General features: G+C 66.4%; 16 protein-coding genes. 15 read left to right on the top strand and 1 reads right to left on the bottom strand.

Annotated features, from left to right (window positions below):
• The first annotated feature begins 13 nt into the window (after positions 1–13).
• From dnaK to EIP75_RS04425, 12 genes are all read left to right on the top strand, one after another.
• Positions 14–1966 (top strand): molecular chaperone DnaK, encoded by a 1953-nt coding sequence (gene dnaK / locus EIP75_RS04480; protein WP_125242040.1) that lies wholly within the window; start codon positions 14–16, stop codon positions 1964–1966.
• Positions 1967–2069: 103 nt separating this feature from the next.
• The gene (locus EIP75_RS04475) at positions 2070–3275 is read left to right on the top strand and encodes a hypothetical protein (RefSeq protein ID WP_125242039.1); all 1206 of its coding nucleotides are present in this window, start codon (positions 2070–2072) and stop codon (positions 3273–3275) included.
• 13 nt (positions 3276–3288) lie between these two features.
• On the top strand, positions 3289–4446 hold the full coding sequence (gene dnaJ, locus EIP75_RS04470) for a molecular chaperone DnaJ (RefSeq protein WP_125242038.1): 1158 nt from the start codon (positions 3289–3291) through the stop codon (positions 4444–4446).
• Between the two features lie 218 nt (positions 4447–4664).
• Complete coding sequence (locus EIP75_RS04465) at positions 4665–6305, top strand: tetratricopeptide repeat protein (protein WP_125242037.1); 1641 nt, start codon at positions 4665–4667, stop codon at positions 6303–6305.
• A 13-nt stretch (positions 6306–6318) separates the two neighbouring features.
• A complete protein-coding gene (locus tag EIP75_RS04460; protein ID WP_125242036.1) occupies positions 6319–6939 on the top strand; it encodes a sensor histidine kinase in 621 nt (206 codons plus the stop codon).
• Between the two features lie 113 nt (positions 6940–7052).
• Positions 7053–8381 (top strand): efflux RND transporter periplasmic adaptor subunit, encoded by a 1329-nt coding sequence (locus tag EIP75_RS04455; protein WP_125242035.1) that lies wholly within the window; start codon positions 7053–7055, stop codon positions 8379–8381.
• Positions 8381–10585, top strand: a complete 2205-nt coding sequence (locus tag EIP75_RS04450) for a PqqD family peptide modification chaperone (RefSeq protein WP_148100958.1) — start codon at positions 8381–8383, stop codon at positions 10583–10585. The genes EIP75_RS04455 and EIP75_RS04450 overlap by 1 nt, the downstream gene beginning before the upstream one ends.
• 8 nt (positions 10586–10593) lie before the next feature.
• Positions 10594–12576, top strand: a complete 1983-nt coding sequence (locus tag EIP75_RS04445; RefSeq protein WP_158622740.1) for a preprotein translocase subunit SecA — start codon at positions 10594–10596, stop codon at positions 12574–12576.
• A 29-nt stretch (positions 12577–12605) separates the two neighbouring features.
• A complete protein-coding gene (locus EIP75_RS04440) occupies positions 12606–13706 on the top strand; it encodes an efflux RND transporter periplasmic adaptor subunit (protein WP_158622739.1) in 1101 nt (366 codons plus the stop codon).
• 24 nt (positions 13707–13730) lie between these two features.
• The gene (locus EIP75_RS04435) at positions 13731–17876 is read left to right on the top strand and encodes a DUF4347 domain-containing protein (protein ID WP_125242031.1); all 4146 of its coding nucleotides are present in this window, start codon (positions 13731–13733) and stop codon (positions 17874–17876) included.
• The gene (locus EIP75_RS04430; RefSeq protein WP_125242030.1) at positions 17873–20401 is read left to right on the top strand and encodes a hybrid sensor histidine kinase/response regulator; all 2529 of its coding nucleotides are present in this window, start codon (positions 17873–17875) and stop codon (positions 20399–20401) included. The genes EIP75_RS04435 and EIP75_RS04430 overlap by 4 nt, the downstream gene beginning before the upstream one ends.
• On the top strand, positions 20398–22161 hold the full coding sequence (locus EIP75_RS04425) for a GGDEF/EAL domain-containing response regulator (protein WP_125242029.1): 1764 nt from the start codon (positions 20398–20400) through the stop codon (positions 22159–22161). Before EIP75_RS04430 ends, EIP75_RS04425 begins: the two co-directional genes overlap by 4 nt.
• Before the next feature lie 53 nt (positions 22162–22214).
• Here EIP75_RS04425 and EIP75_RS04420 read toward each other — a convergent pair whose 3' ends face one another.
• Positions 22215–24473: an arginine/lysine/ornithine decarboxylase gene (locus EIP75_RS04420; protein ID WP_125242028.1), complete on the bottom strand. Its 2259-nt coding sequence runs from the start codon at positions 24471–24473 to the stop codon at positions 22215–22217.
• A gap of 166 nt (positions 24474–24639) precedes the next feature.
• Here EIP75_RS04420 and EIP75_RS04415 point away from each other — a divergent pair, with 166 nt between their 5' ends.
• Genes EIP75_RS04415 through EIP75_RS04405 form a run of 3 tightly spaced genes read left to right on the top strand, consistent with a single transcriptional unit; the run spans position 24640 to position 26428 of the window.
• The gene (locus EIP75_RS04415) at positions 24640–25065 is read left to right on the top strand and encodes an NfeD family protein (protein WP_125242027.1); all 426 of its coding nucleotides are present in this window, start codon (positions 24640–24642) and stop codon (positions 25063–25065) included.
• A gap of 1 nt (position 25066) precedes the next feature.
• On the top strand, positions 25067–25993 hold the full coding sequence (locus EIP75_RS04410) for an SPFH domain-containing protein (RefSeq protein ID WP_125242026.1): 927 nt from the start codon (positions 25067–25069) through the stop codon (positions 25991–25993).
• A 27-nt stretch (positions 25994–26020) separates the two neighbouring features.
• Positions 26021–26428 carry a DUF2237 family protein gene (locus tag EIP75_RS04405; protein WP_125242025.1) on the top strand — a complete coding sequence of 136 codons (408 nt, stop codon included), beginning with the start codon at positions 26021–26023 and terminating at the stop codon, positions 26426–26428.
• Positions 26429–26439: the final 11 nt, after the last annotated feature.

Genomic DNA, 26439 nt, shown 5'->3' with positions numbered 1-26439 from the left:
GAGATTACTGAACATGGGCAAGATCATTGGCATCGACCTCGGCACCACGAACTCGTGCGTGGCCGTGATGGAAGGCAACACCACCAAGGTGATCGAGAACAGCGAAGGTGCACGCACCACGCCGTCGATCATCGCCTACCAGGAAGACGGTGAAGTGCTGGTCGGCGCCTCGGCCAAGCGCCAGGCCGTCACCAACCCCCGCAATACGCTGTACGCGGTGAAGCGCCTGATCGGCCGCAAGTTCACCGAGAAGGAAGTGCAGAAGGACATCGACCTGATGCCCTACACCATCACGGCCGCAGACAACGGCGACGCGTGGGTGCAGGTGCGCGACAAGAAGCTGGCGCCCCCTCAGGTGTCTGCCGAGATCCTGCGCAAGATGAAGAAGACCGCCGAGGATTACCTGGGCGAGGAAGTGACCGAAGCCGTGATCACGGTGCCGGCCTACTTCAACGACGCGCAGCGCCAGGCCACCAAGGATGCCGGCCGCATCGCCGGCCTGGATGTCAAGCGCATCATCAACGAGCCCACCGCTGCAGCCCTGGCCTTCGGCCTGGACAAGCACGGTGCCGGCGACCGCAAGATCGCGGTGTATGACCTGGGTGGCGGCACGTTCGACGTGTCCATCATCGAGATCGCCGACGTCGATGGCGAGAAGCAGTTCGAGGTGCTGTCCACCAACGGCGACACTTTCCTGGGCGGTGAAGACTTCGACCAGCGCATCATCGACTACATCATCGCTGAGTTCAAGAAAGAACAAGGCGTCGACCTGGGCAAGGACGTCCTGGCACTGCAGCGCCTGAAAGAAGCCGCCGAGAAGGCCAAGATCGAGCTGTCCAACAGCACCCAGACCGACATCAACCTGCCGTACGTCACGGCCGATGCCACCGGTCCGAAGCACCTGAACATCAAGCTGACCCGCGCCAAGCTCGAGTCGCTGGTGGAAGACCTGATCGAGCGCACCATCGCGCCTTGCCGTACGGCCATCAAGGACGCTGGCGTGAACGTGGCCGACATCCAGGACATCATCCTGGTCGGCGGCATGAGCCGCATGCCCAAGGTGCAGGACAAGGTCAAGGAGTTCTTCGGCAAGGAGCCCCGCAAGGACGTCAACCCTGACGAAGCCGTGGCCGTGGGCGCCGCCGTGCAAGGCCAGGTGCTGGGTGGCGAGCGCACCGACGTGCTGCTGCTGGACGTGACCCCGTTGTCCCTGGGCATCGAGACCCTGGGCGGTGTCATGACCAAGATGATCACCAAGAACACCACCATCCCGACCAAGTTCGCACAGACCTTCTCCACGGCCGACGACAACCAGCCTGCCGTGACGATCAAGGTGTTCCAGGGTGAACGCGAGATGGCCACGGGCAACAAGATGCTGGGCGAGTTCAACCTCGAAGGCATCCCGCCGGCCCCGCGTGGCGTGCCCCAGATCGAAGTGGCCTTCGACATCGACGCCAACGGCATCCTGCACGTGAGCGCCAAGGACAAGGGCACGGGCAAGGAAAACAAGATCACCATCAAGGCGAACTCGGGCCTGTCCGAGGACGAGATCCAGAAGATGGTGAAGGACGCCGAACTCAACGCCGCCGAGGACAAGAAGAAGCTCGAACTGGTGCAGGCCAAGAACCAGGGCGATGGCCTGGTCCACAGCGTGCGCAAGTCCCTGACCGAGTACGGCGACAAGCTGGAAGCCGACGAGAAGGACAAGATCGAAGCCGCGATCAAGGACGTCGAGGAATCGCTCAAGGGCGATGACAAGGACGACATCGAGGCCAAGACCAACACCCTGATGACGGCCAGCCAGAAGCTGGGCGAGAAGATGTACGCCGACATGCAGGCTGCGCAAGGCGCTGCCGGCGGTGCGGCGGGTGCCGATGCGGCTGGCGCAGCCGGCGGTGCAGAGCAGGCCCGCCCGGCCGACGACAACGTGGTCGACGCCGAGTTCAAGGAAGTCAAGAAGGACTGATCACTTCGCAGTGATCGATCGGCACGATCGGTGCGAAGGCCGCGGCCTGAGCACCCTTCGTGCCGAGCGCGTTTCTCGGCCCTGAAACCCGTCAGACTCACCCATGCGTTCTTTCACCCAAGCGCTCCGAGCATTCCACCGCCCTGGCCCACTGGCATCCCTGCTGGCGCTGGCGGCGCTGGCATGCCCGCCTGTGCGGGCTGCCGACTTCATCACCAGCCCGGGCAGCAACTGTGCCGTGTGGGGCCCCTGGTCCCTGGGCGATGACAAGCAGCCTGTGCGCTACCAGGGCCCCTGCGTCAAGGGCAAGGCCGAAGGCCGTGGCAAGGCGGTGTGGCTCAACCCCTACCGCCTGGCCGAAGGCAAGGAGGTGCCCGACGAGACCTGGGATGGCACGTTCCGCCAAGGCGTGTTCATCGCCGACCAGGCCTTCAAGGGCACGCTGGACGCCTGGCGCAGCAACCTGGTCCTCAGCGACCGTGGCACCGTGGGCGATGCTCGTGCACTGTGGGTGCACCGCGCGCCTTCCAGGGGGCCGGTGAACCTGTGCGAGATTGAACATGTGGCGCTGGTGGTGCCTGCCGGCTTCAAGGTCGAAGACGACGAACTGGTGCAGGCCCGCATGCAGTCAGCCCAGCAGGCCTTCGTGTCCGCGTGCCCGAGCAATGCCCCGTTCCGCTCGACCGAAGTCGTGCTGTGGCGGGCACCGCTCACGCCGGATGACAAGGGGCAGGAGCCCCTGGCGCTGGCCAAGGGTGCGGTGGTGCTGGACAACGGCAAGCCCGCCCAGGTGCGGGCCTACCGCAACGATGCCTCTGCCGCCGTGCGTCAGCAACAGGCCGATGCCGAACGCAGCGCCAAGCGGGCCCAGGCACGCCAGACCTTCCACCGGCTCAGCGCCGACCATAATGTGCATGCTTGGCTGACGGCCGCACAGGCCGACAAGGACCCCTTCAAGTGGCAAGGCAAGACGGTGGCCCTGACCGTGAGGCTGGACCGCATGCTCAGTCCCACCGTGGCCTGGGTGACGGATGCCGACCGGAGCGGGTACAGCTACGCCGGGCTGCTGCTCAAGGGCGTCAACTCCGACACCTTCGGCAAACTGGACACCGCCGTGGTGCTGGGACAGCTCGATGGGCGCAGAAAGGCGTCCGATCTGGGCGTGACGGGTTCGAGCGAATCGCTGGAAGCCACCACACTGAACGTCGTGCACACCCGCCCTTGCGAGCAGCGCCTGTGCGCTGACTGGCTGGGCTGGGATGTCCGCAAGGAAATGACCTGGGGTGAGCCGTTCAAGGCCGCCCCCTGAAGGATTCAATCGCATGGCAAAACGCGACTTTTACGAAGTTCTGGGGCTCGCCAAGGGCGCGTCCGAGGACGAGATCAAGAAGGCCTACCGCAAGCTGGCCATGAAGTACCACCCAGACCGCAACCAGGGTGACAAGGCCAAGGAAGCCGAAGAGCAGTTCAAGGAGGCCAAAGAGGCCTACGAGATGCTTTCGGACCCGAAGAAGAAGGCCGCCTACGACCAATACGGCCACGCGGGCGTGGACCCGAACATGGGCGCGGGCCGTGGCGGCCCGGGTGGCGAGGGCTTCGGCGGCTTCGCCGAGGCGTTCGGGGACATCTTCGGTGACATCTTTGGCCAACAGGGCGGTGGTGGCGGTCGGCGTGGCGGCGGTGGCGGGCCCCAGGTCTACCGCGGCAATGACCTGTCCTACGCCATGGAAATTTCCCTGGAAGAAGCCGCCAACGGCAAGGACACGCAGATCCGCATTCCCTCCTGGGAAGAGTGCGCCACCTGCAACGGCAGCGGCGCCAAGCCCGGCACCCAGCCCAAGACCTGCCCCACCTGCAGCGGCGCCGGCACGGTGCACATGCGCCAGGGATTCTTCAGCGTGCAGCAGACCTGCCCGCACTGCCAGGGCACGGGCAAGATCATCCCCGAGCCCTGCGTCACCTGCTCCGGCCAGGGCCGCGTCAAGAAAACCAAGACGCTGGAAGTCAAGATCCCGGCCGGCATCAACGAAGGCATGCGCATCCGCTCCGCCGGCAACGGCGAGCCTGGCACCAACGGCGGCCCCGCAGGCGACCTCTACATCGAGATCCGCATCAAGCCGCACGACATCTTCGAACGCGACGGCGATGACCTGCACTGCTCCGTGCCCGTGCCCCTGACCAGCGCGGCCCTGGGCGGCACGATCGAGGTCCCCACGCTGGGCGGCAAGGCAGAGATCGAGATCCCAGAAGGCACGCAGCACGGCAAGACCTTCCGCCTGCGCGGCAAGGGCATCAAGGGCATCCGCTCCAGCTATCCGGGTGATCTGTACTGCCACATCGCGGTCGAGACGCCCGTCAAGCTCACCGAGCACCAGCGCAAGCTGCTCAAGGAGCTGGACGAATCCTTCAGGAAGGGGGGCGAAAAGCACTCGCCCAATTCCAAGAGCTGGACTGATCGGGTCAAGAACTTGTTCAAGTGATGGGACCAGCTTCGGTTTACCCCACTGACAAAGGCACCTTCGGGTGCCTTTTTCCATGGACCGAGACAAAATGCACTTGACAAACTTGAGCCCTGTATTTGTGCAGAACTCAAGTTGCGCTCCCGGATGCCGAAAACGCACGGTATGGGTCGGTGCATTCACAGGCCGACACGCGGCGCTTGCGCGTTCCGCCCCTTCCGAACCACGAGTGAGACGCTATGGCTATTCAGACTCGGTTCTCCGGCATCCAGGCCCTCGTCATCGACGACATGGCGGTGCAGCAGACCACGCTGAGAGGACAACTTTCCCAACTGGGCATCGCCAAGATCGATGTGGCCTCGAACGCCGAGGACGCCGCGCGCCTGATCAAGTCGCGCCGCTACGGGCTGATCCTGTGCGACTACAACCTCAACAACAAGACCGACGGCCAGCAGTTGTTCGAACACCTGCGCGACACCGGCACGCTGGGCGCCGACTGCCTGTTCTTCATGGTCACGGCCGAGAGCTCCTATGCCTCCGTGGCGGCGGCGACCGAGCACCACCCCGACGCCTACCTGCTCAAGCCCATCACGGCCAGCGACATCGAAGACCGCCTGAAAGCCCTGCTCGACAAGCGCGAGGCCCTGCTGCCCATCAACCAGCGGCTGGCCAAGGAAGACCTGGCCGGGGCCGTGCTGGAGTGCGACAAGCTGCTCACGGCGCAGAACCGTTGGTACATGGCCGTGCTGCAGATCAAGGGCCAGGCCCTGCTGCAACTGGGCCGCCACCAGGACGCCAAGGAGGTCTACCGCCACGCGCTGGAGAAGCGTCCGCAGCTGGTCTGGGCCCAACTGGGCCTGGCACGCGCCCACAAGGCCGCCGGCCAGTTCGAGGAGGCCAAGCAACTGGCCCAGCAGATCATGGGCTCGCGCGAGGGCGAGAAGAACGTGGCCGCCTACGACGTGATGGCCGAGGCGCTCGAAGCCCAGGGCGATGCTCAAGCCGCCATGTGGGTGCTGCGCGATGCCGCCGCCGTGGTGCCTTCGGCCCGCCGCCACCGCCTGGCCGGCGAGAGCGCCTACCGCAATGGCGATCTGGATTCGGCCAAGGACTACCTGCAGAAGGTGGCCAAGGCCACCAAGGGCTCTGTGATTGCACAGCCGCAGGACACCTTGCTGCTGGCCCAGACCCTGGTGGACCGGGGTGATACGGCCGAGGCCCTGAAGGTGCTGGGCGACAGCGCTGTCGCCTACAAAAATACCCCGACCTTCGAGAACGTCTCTCAGGCCCTGCAGGCCCAGGCCCACGCCAAGGCCGGCGACGGCACCGAGTCGGACAAGGCCCTCAAGCGGGCCCGCGAAACCCTGCGCAAGGGCAAGGCCGACTTCGCCACCATCGCCCTGGCCAAGGCCGAGCTGATGGCCGGGCATGAAGCAGAAGGCCTCAAGCTGATGGAAACAGCCATCAGTGCCGACCATGAGAACCCGCGCATCAAGCAGATGATCGGCAATGCGCTGCGCGACACGGGACACGACGACAAGATGGACGCCATCGTCCTGGCCGCCGCAGCGGCACTCACCACCCGCGTGCAGGATGCCCGCAAGCTGCTGGGCAACAGCCAGATCGACGAAGCCGTCCAGGCCATCGAAACCGTGATCCGCGACTATCCCGAGAACACCGGTGCCCTGCTGCAAGCCACGCAGATCAACTGCATGGCCCTGCGCCTCAAAAAAGAGTTCAACGCGGACATGGTCGAGCGCGTGCGCCAGTACCTCACGCGCCTGGAGACCCTGATGCCCTCCAATGACCGCGTCACCATGATGCGTCGATACTTCCGCGAGACACTGGCCTCGCTGGAAGCGTCGTCCGCGACGCACTGACCGGGGACGCTGGATGGAGTCGACCACACTCACCCTGATCGCACACGATCTCAAGAACGCCCTGGGATCGCTTGAGGGCGAGCTCGAAGCCTTGATCGATGAACCCGATCCGGTGCTGGCCCACACGGCCTACATCCATTGCACAGAACTGCGCCGCCAGTTCGTGCAGTTCCTGGCCGTGTATGGCTCGTCCGACGGGCTGGCCGCACACAGCGAAGATGAATCGCCCATCGAACTGCTGCAATCGCTCACGCGCATGGCGCAGATCAAGGCCATGACCCTGCCCAGCAACCCTCGCGTGCGCCTGCTGCAGGATCAGTCGGTGCCTGCGTTCTGGTACCTGGACCGCCGGTTGGTGTCCATGGCGATGGAAGCCGCCCTGCACAACGCCAGCCGTTTTGCACGCAAGGAAGTGACCTTGCGTGCCCGCCAGGACGCTGATTACCTGGTGCTGGTGGTCGAGGACGATGGCCCAGGCCTGGGCGCCGTGGACCCCAACGACCACTCGACCGGCCTGGGCACCATGCTCTGCGAGGCCGTTGCCAAGGCACACCGGTGTGGTGAACGCATTGGCCGCGCCAGCATGGACAACCGCCCCGAAGGCGGTGTGCGCTTTGAGCTCTGGCTGCCCTGAGCGCAAGCCCGGATCACCCTTTGCCGCCCGCGACGCCCACCCAACCGGCATGGCAGGCAGCGGATGAGGTTGTTGCACCTTCCGGCAACCCCTTCGCTGATCTGCCGGCCGCCATGGCCGCCCAGCCCCATCTTCAGGGCAGCCTGAAAGCGCTGCTGTGTGCCTTGCTCGAACGCACAGGTGCCCAGCGCACCGTGCTGGTGTGGTACGAGAATGGGCATGCGGCAGAAGCCTTTGAGGTCCGTGCCGCGGGCCACGGCCATCCGCCCAGTTGGCACGTGGTCCCCGTCCCTAACGCCTTGATCAAGGATGCCGTGGAAGAGGCCGTGGACCAAGGCGTGGCCTTGGCCTCACCCGGAGCCGACCGTCCCGACGGCCCCTGGATGACACGTGCACAGCAGGCCCTGGCCCGCGAGACCGTGCAGGCCGTGTGCACCCTGCCCTTGCCAGGCGGCCGCCAACCCTTGGGTGCGGTTCTGCTGGGCTGGGCAGACACCGATGCCCGCCGCCATGCCCCTCAGGAAGCTCTGCTGACCACGCTGCTGAGCTCCGTGGCTCCGCTGCTGGCCGTGCAGCGGCGTGCGGAGCGCCCGTGGCATTGGCATGCGCACCAGGCCTGGCGTCAATGGCATGCGCGCTGGAGCCGGCAGCGTTGGTGGCGCGCTGCCGCGCTGGCCACGCTCGCGCTGGCCTTGCTGCCACTGCCGGATCGCGTGGGCGGGCGCGCCCGCATTGAGGGCGTGCAGCAGCGCGTGCTGTCGGCACCCACCGATGGATTCATCAAGGCCACGCATGCGCACCCCGGCGACCGCGTGAAGGCCGGCCAGGTGCTGGCCGACCTGGCCGAGCAGGATCTCAAGCTGGAGCGTGACCGCTGGGCCAGCCAGATCGCCCAACAGGACAACGCCTACGCCGCCGCCATGACCCGGGCTGACCGTGCAGAAGCCGCCCTGAGCCTGTCTCGGCTCGAAGAGGCGCAAGCTCAGTTGGCACTGATCGACGAACAGCTCAAGCGCTCGCAGCTCAAGGCGCCCTTCGATGGCGTGCTGATCCAGGGCGACCTGAGCCAGTCCATCGGTGCGCCAGTGAAGCAGGGCGACGCGCTGATGACAGTCGCCGCCACTCAGCGCTTTCGCGTCATCATCGACATCGACGAGGCCGACATTGCCCGCGTGAAGGTGGGCCAGCATGGGCAGATGGCCCTGTCTGCCCTGCCCTGGGACACCCAGGCTCTTCAGGTGATGCGCATCACGCCGCTGGGTGTGGCGCGGGAAGGCCGCAATGTCTTTGAGGTCCAGGCCGATTTCGAGGGGGCACTGCCCGACGATCTGCGGCCGGGCCTGATGGGACAGGCCAAGGTGCACGTGGGCTGGCGGCCGCTGCTGTGGGCCTGGTTGCGGCCCCTGGCGGATCGGTTGCGGTTTCTGTGGTGGGCCTGGTGATGGTGCAGCCCGCCACGTTCAACCCGCTGGCCAGCCCGCAGTGGCACCGGGTGGCCGACTGGCGCCCACGCCTGAGTGACGACGCCACGGTGAACCGGCTGTGGCTGCGAGGGGAACGCTGGCACGTGCTGCGCGCACGTGGTGGCACGGCCTGCCGACTCAACGCGGCGGCCTACGAGGTGGCCGGCAGGCTGGATGGCCGCCGCACACTGCAACAGCTCTGGACGCTGCTCGAACACCAGGCCGTTGAGCATCGGCGTGATGATCCGCCCAGCCAGGACGACATCGTGGCCGTGGTCACGCAACTGCAGCAGCATGGCTTGCTGGCCTTCGATGCGCCGGCGGCCGACAGAAGTCCAGCGCTCACACCCCTGCAGATCGACGGTCCCTCATCACGGGCGGATACCCCGCCGCGTGCCAACAGCCTGCTGGCCTGGCGCCTGCCCTTGTGGGATCCGCATCGCTTGCTGACCGCGTGGGCCCCTTTGGGGCGGGCACTGTTCTCGCCCACCGGCGCCGTGCTGTGGGGCCTGCTGTTCATGGCCCTGCTGGCAGGCCTGGTGCTGCACGGCGCGGCGCTGAAGGCACACGCCCACACCTGGATCACCACGCCTCGCTACCTGCTGCTGGCCGCACTGGTGTACCCCCTCATCAAGGCCTGGCACGAACTGGCGCATGGCCTGGCGGTGCAGCGCTGGGGCGGCGAGGTGCGCGAGGCCGGCATCACGCTGATGCTGCTGATGCCGATCCCTTACGTGGATGCATCGGCCGCGCATTGTTTCACGAGGGCACGCCAACGCGCACTGGTCAGTGCCGCCGGCATCCTGGCCGAACTGGCCTTGGCCGCACTGGGCCTGTGGGCCTGGCGCCTGAGCCCACCGGGGCTGCTGCAGGATCTGGGCTTCGTGGTGTGGTTCACCGCAGGCGTGTCCACCCTGCTGTTCAACGCCAACCCATTGCAGCGGCTGGACGGCTACCACGTCATGACCGATGCGCTGGGGTTGCCCAACCTGGCCTTGCGCAGCCGCCAATGGTGGGGCCAGCGTCTGCGCCGGTGGCTGGCAGCACAACCTGGCTCCGTATCCGATGATCTGACGGAAACGCCTGGCGAGCCCCCGTGGCTGATCGCTTATGCACCGTTGGCGTGGATCTTCCAACTGGCATTGTGGACAGGCCTGACCTGGTGGATCGGCAGCGTCTCGGCACCACTGGGCGCCCTGGTGGGCCTGCTGGCCGCCTGGCAGTTTCTGATGGCACCCGCCTTGCGAGGCATGCGCCTGGCTTGGCACAGTGTGCTGTTTGCAGGCAGCGGCCAAGCTGCCACGCCCAGGTACCGGGCAGCGGCATTGCTTGCCCTGCCTTTGCTGGCCTTGCTGCTGCCCTGGCCGGATGCACGCGTGGCGCAAGGCGTGGTGTGGGCTCCGGACCAGGCGCTGGTGCGTCCCGAGGTAGACGGTTTTGTGCAAACCGTGCATCGCACCGATGGCTCCGAAGTACGCCAAGGCGACCTGATCATCACGCTCGACAACCCGCGCCTGCGCGCCGAACGCGAACAGGCCCAGGCGCGCCTGGCCCAGGCCGAGCAGAATCAGTTCGGGCACATGGGCCTGGACAATGCCAAGGCCGGCCAGGCCGGCGATGAGGTAGAGCGCCTGGGCGAGCGGCTGGCCCACCTGGACGAGCAACAGGCTCACCTGGAGGTGCGGGCCCAACGCGCCGGGCGCGTGGTATTGCCGCAGGCGCAGGACCTGGGCGGGCGCTACCTCAAGCGCGGCGATCTGCTGGGCCATGTCATGCCGCCTGGCGAACGCACCGTCTATCGGCTGGCCGTGCCGGAGCAGGACATGCAGGACTTGGCACAGCCGCTGCAACGCATCGCCGTGCAAAGTGCCGATCTGAGTCAGGCACCGCAGACTGCTGTGCTGCTGCGCGATGGTGGCGGTGCCGGACTGCAACTGCCCAGCCCGGCGCTGAGCCGAGAGATGGGCGGAGACATCACCACGGACCCGGCTGACACCTCCCACCTGAAGGCCTTGCGTCCTGTGGTGCTGGTCGATGTGCAATCGGTGAAGGCCTCCTCACAGGACCCACCGTTGGGTGCGCGCGTCTGGGTGCGCTTCGACCAGGGCTGGTCGCCACCTGTGGCCCAGCTGTGGCGTTGGCTGCGCCACCGCATCGGCGAGCGTTTCAGCCCGTCACGATGACGCCAGCCATGCTCGCGTCGGCGCTGACATCCCCTTGTTCACCCGTGGCACGGCCCGGTTTGCGATGGGGCGCGCATCCCCAACGCCCAGACCACACCGATGCACCGCCGCGCACCGGCACGCTGTGGCGCCCACCAGGTTGGTGGACGCATCCCCAGGGATGGCTGCGCCATCGCCTGGAGCAGGCATGGCTGGCTCGTGTCCAGCAACTGGCAGCACCGTTGCTGGCACCCGGTGTGCCAGAAGAAACCTGTCAACAGGCCATCGCCGCAGCCGCCCGTGAACTTCGCCGTCATGGCTTCCAGCCAGAGCCCTGTGCCCAGGCCATGGCCTGTGTGCAGGCGGCATTGCAGCGTGCGTTTGGCCTGCAACTGCATCCGTTGCAGATGCTGGCTTGCAGCCATCTGCTCGATCACCAGTTGGTCGAAATGGCCACGGGTGAAGGCAAGACCTTGTCCATGGCTGCCGCAGCCTGCATCGCCGCCCTGGCCGGCGTACCTGTGCATGTGGTCACGGCCAATGACTACCTGGCAGAGCGGGATGCGCAGGCCTTGTCGCCTTTGTGCACACAGTTGGGCTTGAGCGTTGGGCATGTCGGCACAGGTGCCACGCCGGCCCAAAGGCGTGGCATCTACCGGTGCGACATCGTCTTCACGACCGCCCGGGAACTGGCATTCGACCACCTGCGCGATGGCCTGGCCCTGCCCGGCAGCGGCCACGATCAGCCCGTGCTGCAGGGGCTGTGCATGGCACTGCTGGACGAGGCCGACAGCATCCTGCTGGACGAGGCCGTGGTGCCCCTGGTCATTTCTGCCAGTCTGCCCGAGCGGCCTGCGCAACAGGCGGCTCGCCGGGCACTGTGGTGGCAGGCACGCCAGGTGGCGGCCGCTCTGGTATCGCCTGCCCACTTCGTCACCCAGTCAGGCGCCCTGGCGGTCACGCTCACCCCGCAGGGCGAGGCCGATGTGCAAGCCCGCACCGAGGCGCTGGGCGGTCCCTGGCGCCGTACCGCGGTGCGGCATGAACTGGTGCGGTTGGCGCTCACCGCGCAGCACCTGCTACAGCGTGATCACCACTACCTGGTGCGCGATCAGCGCATCGAGTTGCTGGATCAACTCACCGGACGCGTAGCCACGGGGCGTGTCTGGAGCCAGGGTCTGCAGGCGCTGGTAGAACTCAAGGAAGGCTGCCCGCCCAGCGCCCCGACAGACACCCTCGCCCAGATCACTTACCAGCGCTTCTTCCAACGCTACTGGCACCTGGCCGGCCTCAGCGGCACCTTGCATGAAGCCCGCCGGGAACTGCTGGACGTTTACGGCCTGAGCCTGCGCCGCATGCCCTTGCGCCAGCCCTCCAAGCGGCATGACGGTCCCATGCGCTGTTTCTCCGACGCCGAGGCACGTTGGGGAGCCGTCGCTCAGCGAACCGCCGCCTTGCGTGCGCAGCAACGCGCGGTGCTGATCGGCACGGACACGGTGTCCGACTCGGAGCGGCTGTCCTGGCACCTGCAGCAGCACGGTGTGCGGCACGCCGTGCTCAACGCGCGCCACGACCAGCGCGAGGCCGAGATCGTGGCGCAGGCCGGGTGTGCGGGGATGGTGACCGTGGCCACCCGCATGGCCGGACGCGGCACCGACATCGCACTGGACAGCAGCGCCCTGGCCGCTGGCGGCCTGCATGTGATCCATTGCCAGCGCAACGAATCCCGGCGCATGGATCGCCAGTTGTTGGGACGCGCGGCGCGCCAAGGGCTGCCGGGAAGCACAGAAACGTGGATTTGTTCCTCCAATTTGTCCGAGCGTCACACGGTAGGTGCGCCTATGCTCGGTTCATTCGTCACAGATTTCGTTCCATGGATGACGTCATGGTGGCGGTACGCCACGATGCGCCTGTCTCAACGGATCGAGGAGCAGCGACAGTCGGCCATGCGCCGGCACCTCTTGAAGCAGGACCAGCAATGGGAAGTACACGCGCAACGAGCCCGGCGGTGAGGGCTGGTTGGGGCATGGTGGGGGCCTTGATGATGGCCTCCGCCCACACCGCGCCTCCGGCCACCAAGCCTTCGGGCTGCCTGATCGAGCCCGAACAAGTGGCCGATGTCGGCTCGCCCGTCACCGGCGTGATCGAGCGCCTGCCCGTGGCCCTGGGCGATGCCGTCGAAGCCGGTCAGACGCTGGCCATGCTGCGTGCCGATGTCGAGCGTGCGAATGCCGGCGTGGCTGCGCTGCGTTCGCAGGTGGATGCCGAGGTCAAGGCCGCCCAGGCCAACGTGGTGCTGGCCCGTCAGAAGGTGGACCGCGCCCGCCAGCTGCTGGCCCAGGACTTCGTGTCTGCCCAGGCCGTGGAACAGGCCGTGGCCGAGGCCGAGGTGGCCGTGCAGAAGCTCAAGATGGCTCAGAGCCAGCAGCGCATCTACGGACAGGAACAGGCCGTGGCCCAGGCCCAGTTGGGCTTGCGCACACTGCGCAGCCCCATCCGCGGCGTGGTGGTCGAGCGTTACAGCAACCTGGGCGAGCGCGTCGAAGACCGCCCGGTGATCCGCGTCGCCTCCATCGACCCCCTGCGCGTTTCGCTGATGGTGCCGATCGCCCAGTATGGCCAGGTGGCCGTGGGTGACACACTGAGCATCCGTCCAGAACTGCCAGGGCTGGACGCCTTGCGCGCCACCGTGCAGTACGTCGACAAGGTGGTGGACGCGGCGAGCAACACCTTCCGCGTGCGCCTGACCTTGCCCAACCCGGACCACCGTCTGCCTGGCGGCCTGCGCTGCAAGGCAGATTGGAGCAGCCGCCAGGCCGCAGCCCAGGCACTGCCTCCAGGAAACCCGAACCGCTCTCCTATCGCCGTCCCCGCCAAGGCCGCGCCTGCAGACAAGGTACAACGATCTCCCAGCCGTGCCTCGGTACGCACGGTGAGCTGGTCACCGGAACATGGCCAGCCTCGTCGCAGCCAGTCGGCGCAACCACCGGCCGATGTGCTGGTGCTGCGCCCGAGCTGGGCTTTGAGCCGCCCCATCACCCCGACGCCCGAAGCGCGGCTCGCATCAACCAACGCGCGCACGCCTCCTCTTTTGGCCCAGGCCACGCTGACCTACAGCGTCACCCTCTCCGCGCTTCGCTGAGCAGCCGCCCGCGCCGAAGTGCCCATGCGTGCCGCCAGTCCCCACCATCGCCCCATCGTCGAGGTACTGGAGCCCAAGCTCCTGTACTCAGCCGATCTGGCACCGCTGGCCATGGGCGCGGACAGCGTGGGACTGCTCGACAACCCCGTGGCCACGCAGAACGTGCAGGCACTGACACATGGCACGGCCACGCACGAGGTGGTCTTCATCGACGCCTCCGTGCCTGAACTCGGTGCATTGCAGCGGGACTTTGCAGCGCAGCAGGCTACCGGGCGCGACATCGAAGTGATCGTGATCCGCAGCGACGAGGATGGCCTGGCCCGCATCAGCGAGGTCTTGCAAGCGCAGCAGAACGTGGCAGCTGTACACCTGATCAGCCACGGCAGCGACGGCCAGGTCCAGCTCGGCAGCACCGTGCTCGACGCTCAGACCCTGCTGCAGCGTGCCAGCGACGTCGCGCAATGGGGCAGCGCATTCTCGGCTGATGGCGACCTGCTGATCTACGGCTGCGACGTGGCCCAATCGAGCGGCGGCCGGGCCCTGCTGCAGGACCTGGCCGCTCTGACCGGCGCGGACGTGGCCGCCAGCAATGACAGCACCGGCCAACAGGCCCTGGGCGGCGACTGGGTGCTGGAAGCGCATACCGGCACCATCGAAGCCGACATTGCGCTGAGCAGCACGGCACAGGACAGCTGGTCGCACACCTTGGCCCTGGGCCTGACACCTCCAGTCATCACCAGCAATGGCGGCGGCAGCACGGCCACCATCCAGGTCAACGAGAACACTACCGCCGTCACCACCGTGACGGCCATGCTGCTGGACAACGCCACGAGCACCCTCACCTACTCCATCACTGGGGGCGGCGATGCGGGCAAGTTCAAGATCGACGCCAGCAGCGGCGTGCTGAGCTTTCGCAATGCGCCCAACTACGAATCGCCCACGGACACGAATGGCGACAACGCCTACAAAGTCGTCGTCAGCGTCAGCGACGGGTACAACAGCGACTCGCAGAACATCACGGTCGATGTTCAAAACGTCAACGAGGCGCCCGTCATCACCAGCGGCGGTGGGGATGGTTACACGGTCGTCAACGTGGCCACTGGCACCACCACCATCACCCAGTCGCATGCGATCGATCCCGAAGGCGACGCGGTGACTTACGCCATCGGCACGTCTTCGGACAGCGGCTTGATGACGATCGATGCCAACACCGGTGTGCTGCGTTTCAAGAACCCTGTCGACATCAACCAAGACCAGAGCTACACCGGCAACAACGTCTACCAGGTCTTCGTCTATGCGATCGACACGAGCGGGGCTTACGACGTGCAGTGGGTGCTCATCCAGATCACCGACCCCTCGCCTGTGAACCAGACACCGGTCATCGACAGCCATGGTGGCGGTGACATGGCCACACTGACCGTGCTGGAAGGACAGACCTCCGTCACCACGCTGCATGCGACAGACAGCGACAGCACCACGCTGAGCTACAGCATCATCGGTGGTGTAGACCAGGCCCTGTTCGACATCAATACGGCCACCGGCGTGCTCACCTTCAGGGCTGCCCCCGACGCCACCGCACCACTCGATGCAGACCAGGACAACGTCTATGCCGTGATCGTCAGCGTGACCGACGGCAACTCCAGTGACAGTCAGGCGCTGAACATCCAGGTGCAGGCCTATAACCGTGCGCCAGTCAACACGCTGCCACCCAGCCTTGGCGCGCAAGAAGACACGACCAAGGCGATCACTGGCTTGTCAGTCAATGACGTGGACGCACGCAACAACGCCATCACCGTCAGCCTTGAAGTACAGCACGGCACATTGAGTGTGCGCGACGATGTGGCCGCAGGCCTGCAGGCTTCGCAGATCCAGTACGGTAGCCCGCGCCAGGTCACGCTCACCGGCACCGTGGCCGAAATCAACGCCACCCTGGCCGCCCTCGACGGCGTGCTCTACCAGGGTGATGCCGACTTCAACGGCAGTGATACCTTGATCATGGTCAGCAATGACCAGGGCCACAGCGGCCTGGCCAGCAATGGCACCCAGCCCAGCGCCCCGCTGACTGACACCGACCAGGCCACCATCACCATCGCCGCGGTGGACGACGCCCCGAGCATCACCACCAACACACTGAACATCAGCCAGGGTGGAACCGCCATTCCCGACATCCAGCTCAGCGATGTCGACAGCAGCACGGCAGCGGTCGGCGTGCGCGTGCAGAGCATCAGCGGTGGGCAATTCATCGACACTGTCACGGGCCTCACCGTCGCGCAGTTCACCTTGGGCCAACTGCAGGCCGGGACCATCGCCTTCGTGCACACCGGGGGAGCCACCGCACCGTCATACACGCTGGTGGCCTTCGATGCCAGCGGTGACTCTGCGGTGTCCAGCGCAACGGTCACCTTCAACGCCACCCCGGTCATCACCAGCGATGGCGGGGGCGCCACGGCCACGGTCAACGTGACGGAGTTCAACACCCAGGTCACCACGGTGCAGGCCTCGGACACCGACAGCGGCACGCTGAGTTACGCCATCGTGGGCGGGGTCGACCAGGCCTTCTTCAGCATAGACACAGCCACGGGCTCACTGAGCTTTGCCGTCACGCCCGATGTCGGCACCGCCCCCTTCGACACCCATGCCCGTGATTACACGGTCATCGTGGCCGCATCGGATGGCAGCACCAGCGCTCAGCAGACACTCACGGTGCACTTGAACACATTCAACCGCGCACCCAGCAACACCCTGCCCACCAGTGGCTACAGCACCGCTGAAGACACACCGCTCGTGTTGGGCGGCCTGCGCATCGACGATCTTGAAGCCGGTGGCAACGACATCACCGTCACGCTCAGCGTGCAGCACGGCACGCTGAGCGTGCGCACCGACGTGGACGGTGGCCTGGTGGCCGGCCAGTTGCAGCATGCCGCCAATGGCCGCAGTGTGGTGCTGACCGGCACCGTGGCGGCCATCAATGCCACGCTGGCCGATAGCCAGGGACTGCTCTACCGGCCCGATGCGGATGTCAACGGCATCGACACGCTCACGATGGTCAGCAGCGACCTTGGCCACAGTGGTCTGGACAGCAGCGGCACGCAAGCCAGTGGCCCCTTGACCACGACCAGCCAGACGGCCATCGCCATCGCGGCTGTCGATGACGCCCCCGTGCTCACCATCAACACCCTCGCCATCGACCAGAACGGCAGCGCCACGCCCGTGGTGCAGGTCAGCGACGTCGACACCCCCGCCAGCGCGCTGGCCCTGAGCGTTCAGAACCTCAGCGGTGGCCGCTTCGTCCATGTGGACTCGGGCGCCACCGTCACGCAGTTCTCGCTGGCCGATGCACAAGCCGGGCTGATCACTTTCGTGCACGATGGCAGCGGCGAGGCGCCCGCCTACGTGCTGGTGGTTTCCGACGGGCATGCCAGCGTCAGCAGCGCCGCCACCGTGAGCTTCACGCCGGCACCGGTGGCACCCGCGACGGGCACATCGCCCTCCACCACGTCGGGCAGCGATGCGTCCTCCAGCAGCACCGGCAACAGCAGCGAGGCGCCGGCCACATCAGAGGCTGCTGCCAGTGGCGTGGCCGCCCTGCCCGCCCAAGGCGCAGCATCGCTGCCCGTCGCTGGCCCCGCCGATGCGCCCCAGGCCTACACCCCACCGGCAGACATTCGCGTTGACGCGCCTCTGGTCAAGGTCAGCATCGATGGCGCCGAGCGGGCCACCAACATCAATGCCGCGCCCACGGCCGGCACCGAGGCCTTCCAGTACAGCTGGAGCAGCTCGCTCGCCGCCCCCGGCGCGGCCGAAGACCTGCGCCGCAACCTCGATGCCCTGCACGATCAGTTGCAGGACAGCGGCCTGGAACGCCGCCATGTCGTCGCCTCATCCATCGCGCTGAGCACAGGCCTGTCGGTGGGATATGTGATCTGGCTGATCCGCGGCGGCGCCCTGCTCGGATCCATGCTGTCGGCCATGCCGGCCTGGCAGATGATCGATCCATTGCCCGTGCTGCACCGCGGGGGTGGGCGCGGGCAGTCCATCGACCTGGGCGATGGCGACGCCACCGTCGAGAACTTGTTCGATGGCGATGCACCTCCTCCGCCCCCTCCACCGCCACCACCGCCATCTGTCATCCCACCTGTGCCGCCTCAGCCCCCGGAGGCCCGCGCATGATCAAGCGCCTGTCCACCCGCTTCTATCTGGCCATGGGCCTGTCGTCGCTGATGGTCACGCTGGTGCTGGCCGCCTCCTACCTGGGCCTGGTGCCCGACCAGGAGGCCCTCAAGCGCGACCAGCGCGCCTCCCTGGCCGAGAACCTGGCCGTGGTCAGTGCCCTGCTGCTCAACGAAGACGACCCCTCCCTGCTGGAACAGACCCTGCAGATGTCTGCCCAGCGGGAACACGATCTGCAGTCCATCGGTGTGCGCCGGCTCGACCGATCCCTGCTGCTGCACGTCGGCCCGCACGACGGCTGGCGCCTGGCCAATGACGAGCCCTCCAACGACGCACAGATCCAGGTGCCGCTCTCGCACGATGGCGAGCGCTGGGGCCAGCTCGAGCTGCGCTTCACGCCCCTGCGACACGAAGGCTGGCTGGGCTACCTGGACGACCCCACCCTGCGCCTGACCGCCTTCATGGGACTGACGGGCTTCATCGCCTTCGGCGTCTACCTGGGGCGCATGCTGCGCCACCTCGATCCTTCGCAGGCCATCCCGGCGCGAGTGCGCTCCGCGCTGGACACCCTCACCGAGGGCCTGATGGTGCTCGACGCCAAGGGCCACACCGTGCTGGCCAACCAGTCGCTGGCCAACATCATCGGCGTGGAGCCAGACGCCCTACTCGGCCGCCTGGCCACCAGCCTCCCCTGGACCGACCGCGCCGGTGAGCCCCTGGATCCTCTGGGCCTGCCTTGGCTGGAGGCCCTGCAGACCCGCGAGACACGCCGCAACGTGCTGATGTACCTCAGGAATGACCGAGGCCAGCGCTACACCTTCCGCGTCAACTGCTCGCCCATCCTGGCCGCAGAAAAGCCCCAGGGCGTGCTCATCAGCTTCCAGGACGTCACCGAACTCGAGGAGAAGGAGATCGCACTGCAGGCGGCCAAGGAAGAAGCCGACGCCGCCAACCGCGCCAAGAGCGATTTCCTGGCCAACATGAGCCACGAGATCCGCACCCCGATGAACGCCATCCTGGGTTTCACTGAACTGCTGCGCCGCCGTGGCGCGGGTGGCCACACCGCCGCTGACCAACGCCGCCACCTGGACACCATCCACTCCAGCGGCAAGCACCTGCTCGAACTGATCAACGACATCCTCGACTTGTCCAAGGTCGAATCCGGCAAGCTAGAACTGGAGCGCGTGCGCTTTGCACCCCACGCCGTGGCGCACGACGTGGTGCAGGTGATGGAGGTCAAGGCCCAGGAGAAAGGCATCGCCCTGCGCCTGGACCTGCCTGAAGCCCTGCCCGCCACCATCCTCAACGACCCCTCGCGCCTGCGGCAGATCCTCACCAACCTGGTGGGCAACGCCATCAAGTTCACCGAGCGCGGTGAGGTGCGTGTCACCGTGCGGCTGCTCACCATCGAAGGCAGCTCACGCCTGTGCCTTGATGTGCAGGACACCGGCGTCGGCATCGCCGTTGACAAGCTCGATGCCGTCTTCGAGCCCTTCACCCAGGCCGAGACCTCCACCACGAGGCGCTTCGGCGGCACGGGCCTGGGCCTGACCATCAGCCGCCGCTTTGCCCGCGCCATGGGCGGCGACATCATCGCCAGCAGCGAGCCCGGCCACGGCAGCACCTTCCATGTCTGGATCGACCCGGGCCCGCTCAAAGGCGTGCCCCTGCTGCCGCCCGCCGAGCTGCAACAGCAGGCCGAGCGCCCCGCCGCCCTGCACAGCGCACACTGGCGCTTCCCGCCCAGGCGCATCCTGGTGGTGGACGATGGGGCCGAGAACCGCGAACTGGTACGCCTGGTGCTGGAGGAAACCGGTTTGCTCGTCGGTGAGGCAGAGAACGGCCAGGTGGCACTCGATGCCCTGCAGGCCGAGGCCTATGACCTGGTGCTGATGGACATGCAGATGCCTGTGATGGACGGGGTCACCGCGACGCGCATGATCCGCGAGCGCGGCCTGCAGATCCCCGTGCTGGCCCTGACGGCCAACGCGATGAAGGGGTTCGAAGCGCGCATCAACGAGGCCGGTTTCTCGGGCTTTCACATCAAGCCGCTGAACATCGACGGGCTGCTGCTGGACCTGGCCGACCGCCTGGGCGGCGAGCGTGTGGAAGGCCCGCCGCCCACCATCGCGTCGCCTGCAGCCCCAGCCGGCACGCAGCCCACCGGTCAGGACGCCGGCCCCGTCGTCTCCCGCCTGTCTCAGCACCCCAAGCTGCGCAAGGTGGTCGGCAAGTTCATCGACCAGTTCCCTGCCAAACAGGCCGCCATGGACGCGGCCCTGGCCGTGCAGGATCTGGACGAGTTGGCGCAACTGGCCCACTGGCTCAAGGGCGCCGGCGGCAGCGTCGGCTTTGACGATTACTTCGAACCCTCCCGCGAGCTGGAGACAGCCTGCAAGGACGGCGACCTCGCCCAGGCAGCGCATTGGCTGCTGGCCATCCGCGCCATCGCTGCGCGCATGGTGCTCGATGCACCGCCCGATGCCCATCAACCTTCCGACCATCCCACCGGAATCCACGCGTGAGCCCTCATTTCTCCCCAGACAGCGCCCCATGGGATGAAGCGCTGGTGATGATGGTCGATGACGAAGAACTCCTCACCGATGTCATCCAGACCCACCTCGAAGACGCGGGCTACACGCGCTTCGTGGCCTGCAACGAGCCCACGGCGGCGCTGGCCCTGATCAAGGCGCGACGTCCCGACGTGCTGCTGCTCGACCTGATGATGCCGAGGGTGTCGGGCTTCGAGATCCTGGCCGCCGTGCGGGGCGACCCGGATCTGCAGTACACACCGGTCGTGGTGCTGACCGCCGCAAGCGATCCGGCCACCAAGCTGCGCGCGCTGGAGCTGGGCGCCACCGAGTTCCTGGCCAAGCCGGTGGATGCCAGCGAGCTGGTGCTCCGCATGCGCAACACCCTGGCCTTCAAGCGCTACCAGGACAGGCTGGCCTATGTGGACCACGTCACCGGCCTGGCCAACCGCGACCGATTCACGCGCCGCCTCGAAGGCCTGCTACCGCATACCCTGGCCCGGCGCGATGGCGCCATGGGCCTGCTGCACCTGAGCTGCGACCAGGTCCGCCAGACCCGCGAAACCCTGGGGCCCCGAGCCGCCGACAGCCTGCTGCGCCAAGTGGCCCTGCGCCTGGCCGGGCTGCTCGCCTCTTTGCCTGGCATGGCGCGTTTGTCGACGGAGGCACTCGACCTGGCCCGTGTGGGCGACCACGATTTCGCCCTGCTGATCCCCGATCTGGCCCATGCCGAGAATGCCGCTGACCTGGCCAAGCAGTGCCTGCAGGCCCTGGCCGAACCGATCGAGGTCGATGGACACCCGATCTTCCTGAGCGCCAGCATCGGCATCGCGCTGGCCCCCGCTGATGGCCGCCATGCGGACAGCCTGCTCAAGAGCGCCGACATGGCCTGCTCCAAGGCCCTCGCCTCGAACGGCAAGACCCGCTACGAGTTCTTCTCTGAAGAGATGACCGCCCGCTCGCTGGAGCGCCTGACGCTGACACACCAGTTGCGCCGCGCCCTGGAGCGCGATGAGCTGCGGCTGCACTACCAGCCCAAGGTCTGCCTGCAGACCGGCACCATCAAGGGCGCGGAGGCCCTGGTGCGCTGGCAGCACCCCGAGCATGGGCTGCTGCTGCCTGGGCGCTTCATCACCGTTGCTGAAGAGTCAGGCCTGATCGGCGACATCGGCGCCTGGGTGCTCGACGAAGCCTGCCGCCAGGCCCGGGTGTGGCGCGAAGAAGGCCTGGAGCACCTCAAGATCGCGGTAAACGTGGCCCGCCCGCAATTTGAGGATGGCCAGCTCTGTACGCGCCTTCAGCACCTGCTCAAGAGCACGGGGCTGCCGCCCTCCTGGCTGATGATGGAGCTGACCGAGAGCATGCTGGTGCAAGACGCCGCCAAGGCCCTGCAGCAGATGCACGACCTGCGCGCCCTGGGCGTGGGTCTGTCCATCGACGACTTCGGCACCGGCTACTCGTCGCTGAGCTACCTCAAGCGCTTTCCGGCCAGCGAACTCAAGATCGACCGGTCCTTCATCATCGACCTGCCCAAGCACGACAAGGACCGCGCCATCGTGCAGACCGTGGTCACCCTGGGCCACAGCCTGGGCATGGATGTGGTGGCCGAAGGCATCGAGACCCCCGAGCAGCACCGCATCCTGCAGCACATCGGCTGCGACGTCTTCCAGGGCTTCCTGTTCAGCAAGGCCGTGCCGCCGGAGCAATTCGACGCCCTGGTGCGGCTCAACCGCGAACAGCCTCAGCCCGTGTAGAGCCGATGGGCAGCCGGGCGCACCGGACTGCCCCCGAAGGATCACTCGGCCGGCTAGGCCACGCAATCCACGTAGTAGCGCGTCACGCCACCCGGCAGCTCTTCGCCCACCAGGCCGTGGACGTCGGTCGCGAACCCCGGGAAGGCCCCGTTGAACTCGCGCACGAACTTCAGGAAGTCGCAGATCTTCTTGTTGAAGCGCTCGCCCGGCACCAGCAGCGGGATGCCCGGCGGGTACGGCGTCAGCAGCGACGTGGTGATGCGGCCTTCGAGCTGGTCGATGCTCACACGCTCGGTCTGGCGCCGAGCGATGTGCGCATAGGCGTCGCTCGGGGTCATCGCCGGGTGCAGGTCCGACAGGTACATCTCGGTGGTCAGCCGCGCGATGTCACCCTTGGCGTACATCTCATGGATGCTCTGGCACAGGTCGCGCAGTCCCATGCGCTCGTACTTTGGGTGCTTCTTGCAGAAGTCGGGCAGCACGCGCCACATCGGCGCGTTCTTGTCGTAGTCGTCCTTGAACTGCTGCAGCGCGGTCAGCATGGTGTTCCAGCGGCCCTTGGTGATGCCGATGGTGAACATGATGAAGAAGCTGTACAGGCCGGTCTTCTCGACCACCACGCCGTGCTCGGCCAGGTACTTGGTGACGATGGCCGCCGGGATGCCCGTCTTGGCGAACTTGCCGGACACGTCCAGGCCCGGGTTGATGATGGTGGACTTGATCGGGTCCAGCATGTTGAAGCCTTCGGCCAGGTTGCCGAAGCCATGCCACTTCTCGTTGGCTTCGAGCACCCAGTCTTCGGGCTTGATGTCCTCGTTGGCCAGCTTGTCCGGGCCCCAGACCTTGAACCACCAGTCCTTGCCGTACTCCTTGGTCACCTTGCGCATGGCACGGCGGAAGTCCAGCGCCTCCTTGATGCTCTCTTCGACCAGCGCGGTGCCCCCGGGGGGCTCCATCATGGCCGCCGCCACGTCGCACGACGCGATGATCGCGTATTGCGGGCTGGTGGAGGTGTGCATCAGGTAGGCCTCGTTGAAGAGGTTGCGGTCCAGCTTGCGCGTCTGCGAATCCTGCACCAGCACCTGCGAGGCCTGGCTGATGCCGGCCAGCAGCTTGTGGGTGGACTGCGTGGCGTAGACCAGTGCTTCCTTCGGGCGCACACGGCCCTTGCCCATGGCATGGTAGGTGCCATAGAACTTGTGGAAGGCAGCGTGCGGCAGCCAGGCTTCGTCGAAATGCAGCGTGTCGATCCAGCCGTCCAGCGTGTCCTTGATGGTCTCGGTGTTGTAGAGCACGCCGTCGTAGGTGCTCTGCGTGATGGTCAGGATGCGCGGCTTGACCTTTTTCGGATCCACACCCTTGAGCAGCGGGTTCTTGGCGATCTTCTTGCGGATGGTGGCCGGATCGAACTCGCTGCGCGGGATCGGGCCGATGATGCCGTAGTGGTTGCGCGTGGGCGTGAGGAACACCGGCACCGCACCCGTCATGATGATCGAGTGCAGGATGGACTTGTGGCAGTTGCGGTCCACCACCACCACGTCGCCCGGCGCCACGGTGTGGTGCCACACCATCTTGTTGGACGTGGACGTGCCGTTGGTGACGAAGAAACAGTGGTCGGCGTTGAAGATGCGCGCGGCGTTCTTCTCGCTCTCATAGACCGGACCGGTGTGGTCCAGCAGTTGGCCCAGCTCTTCCACCGCGTTGCACACATCGGCGCGCAGCATGTTCTCGCCAAAGAACTGGTGGAACATCTGGCCGACCGGGCTCTTCAGGAAGGCCACGCCGCCGGAGTGCCCCGGGCAGTGCCACGAGTAGGAGCCATCCTGGGCGTAGTCCATCAGCGCCTTGAAGAACGGCGGCGCCAGTGAATCCACGTACGAGCGAGCCTCGCGGATGATGTGGCGGGCCACGAACTCCGGGGTGTCCTCGAACATGTGGATGAAACCGTGCAGCTCGCGCAGGATCTCGTTCGGGATGTGCTCGGAGGTGCGTGTCTCGCCGTACAGGTAGATGGGGATCTCGGCGTTCTTGAAGCGGATCTCGCCCACGAAGGCGCGCAGTGCCTTGAGCGCCGAATCCACCTCGGCCTTGGAGCCGCTGCCGAATTCCTCGTCGTCGATGGACAGGATGAAGGCGCTGGCGCGGCTTTGCTGCTGGGCGAACTGCGACAGATCGCCGTAGCTGGTCACGCCCAGCACCTCGAAGCCCTCTTTCTGGATGGCATCGGCCAGGGCACGGATGCCCAGGCCCGAGGTGTTCTCGGAGCGGAAGTCCTCGTCGATGATGACGATGGGGAAGTGGAATCTCAGCATGGGCCCCCCTGCGGCAAGGCGGAAAAAAACACGAAGCGCGAAGTGTAGGGCTCTTGCATGACATTCGCAGCCACAAATTGAGCCCCCCTGCTGCGTGCGCGCATCGATGTGCGTACACTAGGATGTCGAAAAGCTCCTTCCGCCGTCGGGGCGGGCGCAAAAAACCATGGAAGATTCGACCCTGTGGTGGCTGGTGGCGGGCCTGCTCGTGGCGGCTGAACTGGTCACCGGTACCTTCTACCTGCTGATGCTGGCGCTCGGCGCAGCAGCCGGGGCCGTGGGGGCCCACTTGGGCCTGGCGCTGGCGCCGCAGATCGCATTGGCCGGTGTCGTGGGTGGCGGCGCTTCTGCGCTGTGGCACCTGTTCAGGCGCAAGCGCCAGGGCCACGCGACCGGCACCGACACCCTGCTCGATGTGGGCCAGACTGTGCAGGTCGCGGCCTGGCAACCCGATGGTTCCACCCAGGTGCATTACCGCGGCGCCCAATGGAGCGCCCGCCTGGCCGCCCACGCCATCGTCCCCCTGCCCCAACCTGGCACACACCGCATCACGGGCGTGCAAGGCACCCAACTGCTCCTGGAGAAGCTCTAGCATGCTCGAAACCGCGCTGATCATCCTTGTCATCGCCATTGTGTTCACGGTGCAGGCCGTCAAGGTGGTGCCGCAGCAAAGTGCCTGGGTGCTCGAGCGCCTGGGCAAGTACCACGGTACCCTGACGGCCGGCCTGAACATCGTGCTGCCCTTCATCGACAAGGTGGCCTACAAGCACTCCCTCAAGGAGGTGCCGCTGGACGTGCCCAGTCAGGTTTGCATCACCAAGGACAACACCCAGTTGCAGGTCGACGGCATCCTGTACTTCCAGGTGACCGACGCCATGCGCGCCAGTTACGGCACGTCCAACTACATCCAGGCCATCAGCCAGCTGGCCCAGACCACACTTCGCTCGGTGGTCGGCAAGATGGAGCTGGACAAGACCTTCGAAGAGCGGGACATGATCAACACCGCTGTCGTCGCTGCACTGGACGAGGCCGCGCCCAACTGGGGCGTCAAGGTGCTGCGCTACGAGATCAAGGACCTGACCCCGCCCGCCGAGATCCTGCGCGCCATGCAGCAGCAGATCACCGCCGAGCGTGACAAGCGCGCGCGCATCGCCGAATCCGAAGGCCGCAAGCAGGAGCAGATCAACCTGGCCACCGGTGAGCGCGAGGCCTACATCGCCAAGTCGGAGGGTGAGCGGCAGGCCCAGATCAACCAGGCCGAGGGCGAGGCCATCGCGATCACCTCGGTGGCGGACGCCACCGCCGATGCCATCCGCAAGATCGCGCAGGCCATCCAGTCCCCTGGCGGGCAGGATGCCGTCAACCTGAAGGTGGCCGAGCGGGCGGTCGATGCCTTCGCGCAGTTGGCCCAGAAGAACAACACGATGATTGTGCCGAGCAACATGAGCGAGGTGTCCTCCCTGATCGCCACCTCCATGGCCCTGATCAAGAACGCTCAGCCACAGCGCCCCGGCGGCTGAGGCCCTGTCACTGTCTGCACCGCGGCCATGTCCTCCATCGAGCTGACCAGCGCACGCAATGTACTCGGGGGGCCTCTGAGGGCCTGCTCGTACGCGCCACTGACGGGCTTCTTCCGCGATGGTTGCTGCCGCACTCGCAAGGACGACCCTGGCCTGCATGTGATCTGCGCCCGGATGACAGCCGATTTCCTGGCTTTTTCGGCCGCGCGGGGCAACGACCTGGCCACCCCCCAGCCCGAATGGCGTTTTGCCGGTCTGGTCCCCGGCGACCGCTGGTGCCTGTGCGCCCAACGTTGGCTGGACGCTTGCGAAGCGGGCGTCGCGCCGCCTGTGGTCCTGGAATCCACGCATGAGCAGGCGCTGGACCTCATCCCGCTCGACCTGCTCATGCAACATGCGCTGAGACCCGCCCCCGATCCCTCCCCGGACGGGTAAGACCCCGCCTG

It is taken from the genome of Aquabacterium soli, from assembly GCF_003933735.1.
GTDB classification, from domain to species: domain Bacteria; phylum Pseudomonadota; class Gammaproteobacteria; order Burkholderiales; family Burkholderiaceae_C; genus Aquabacterium; species Aquabacterium soli.
This window is presented reverse-complemented; position numbering and strand designations above follow the sequence as displayed.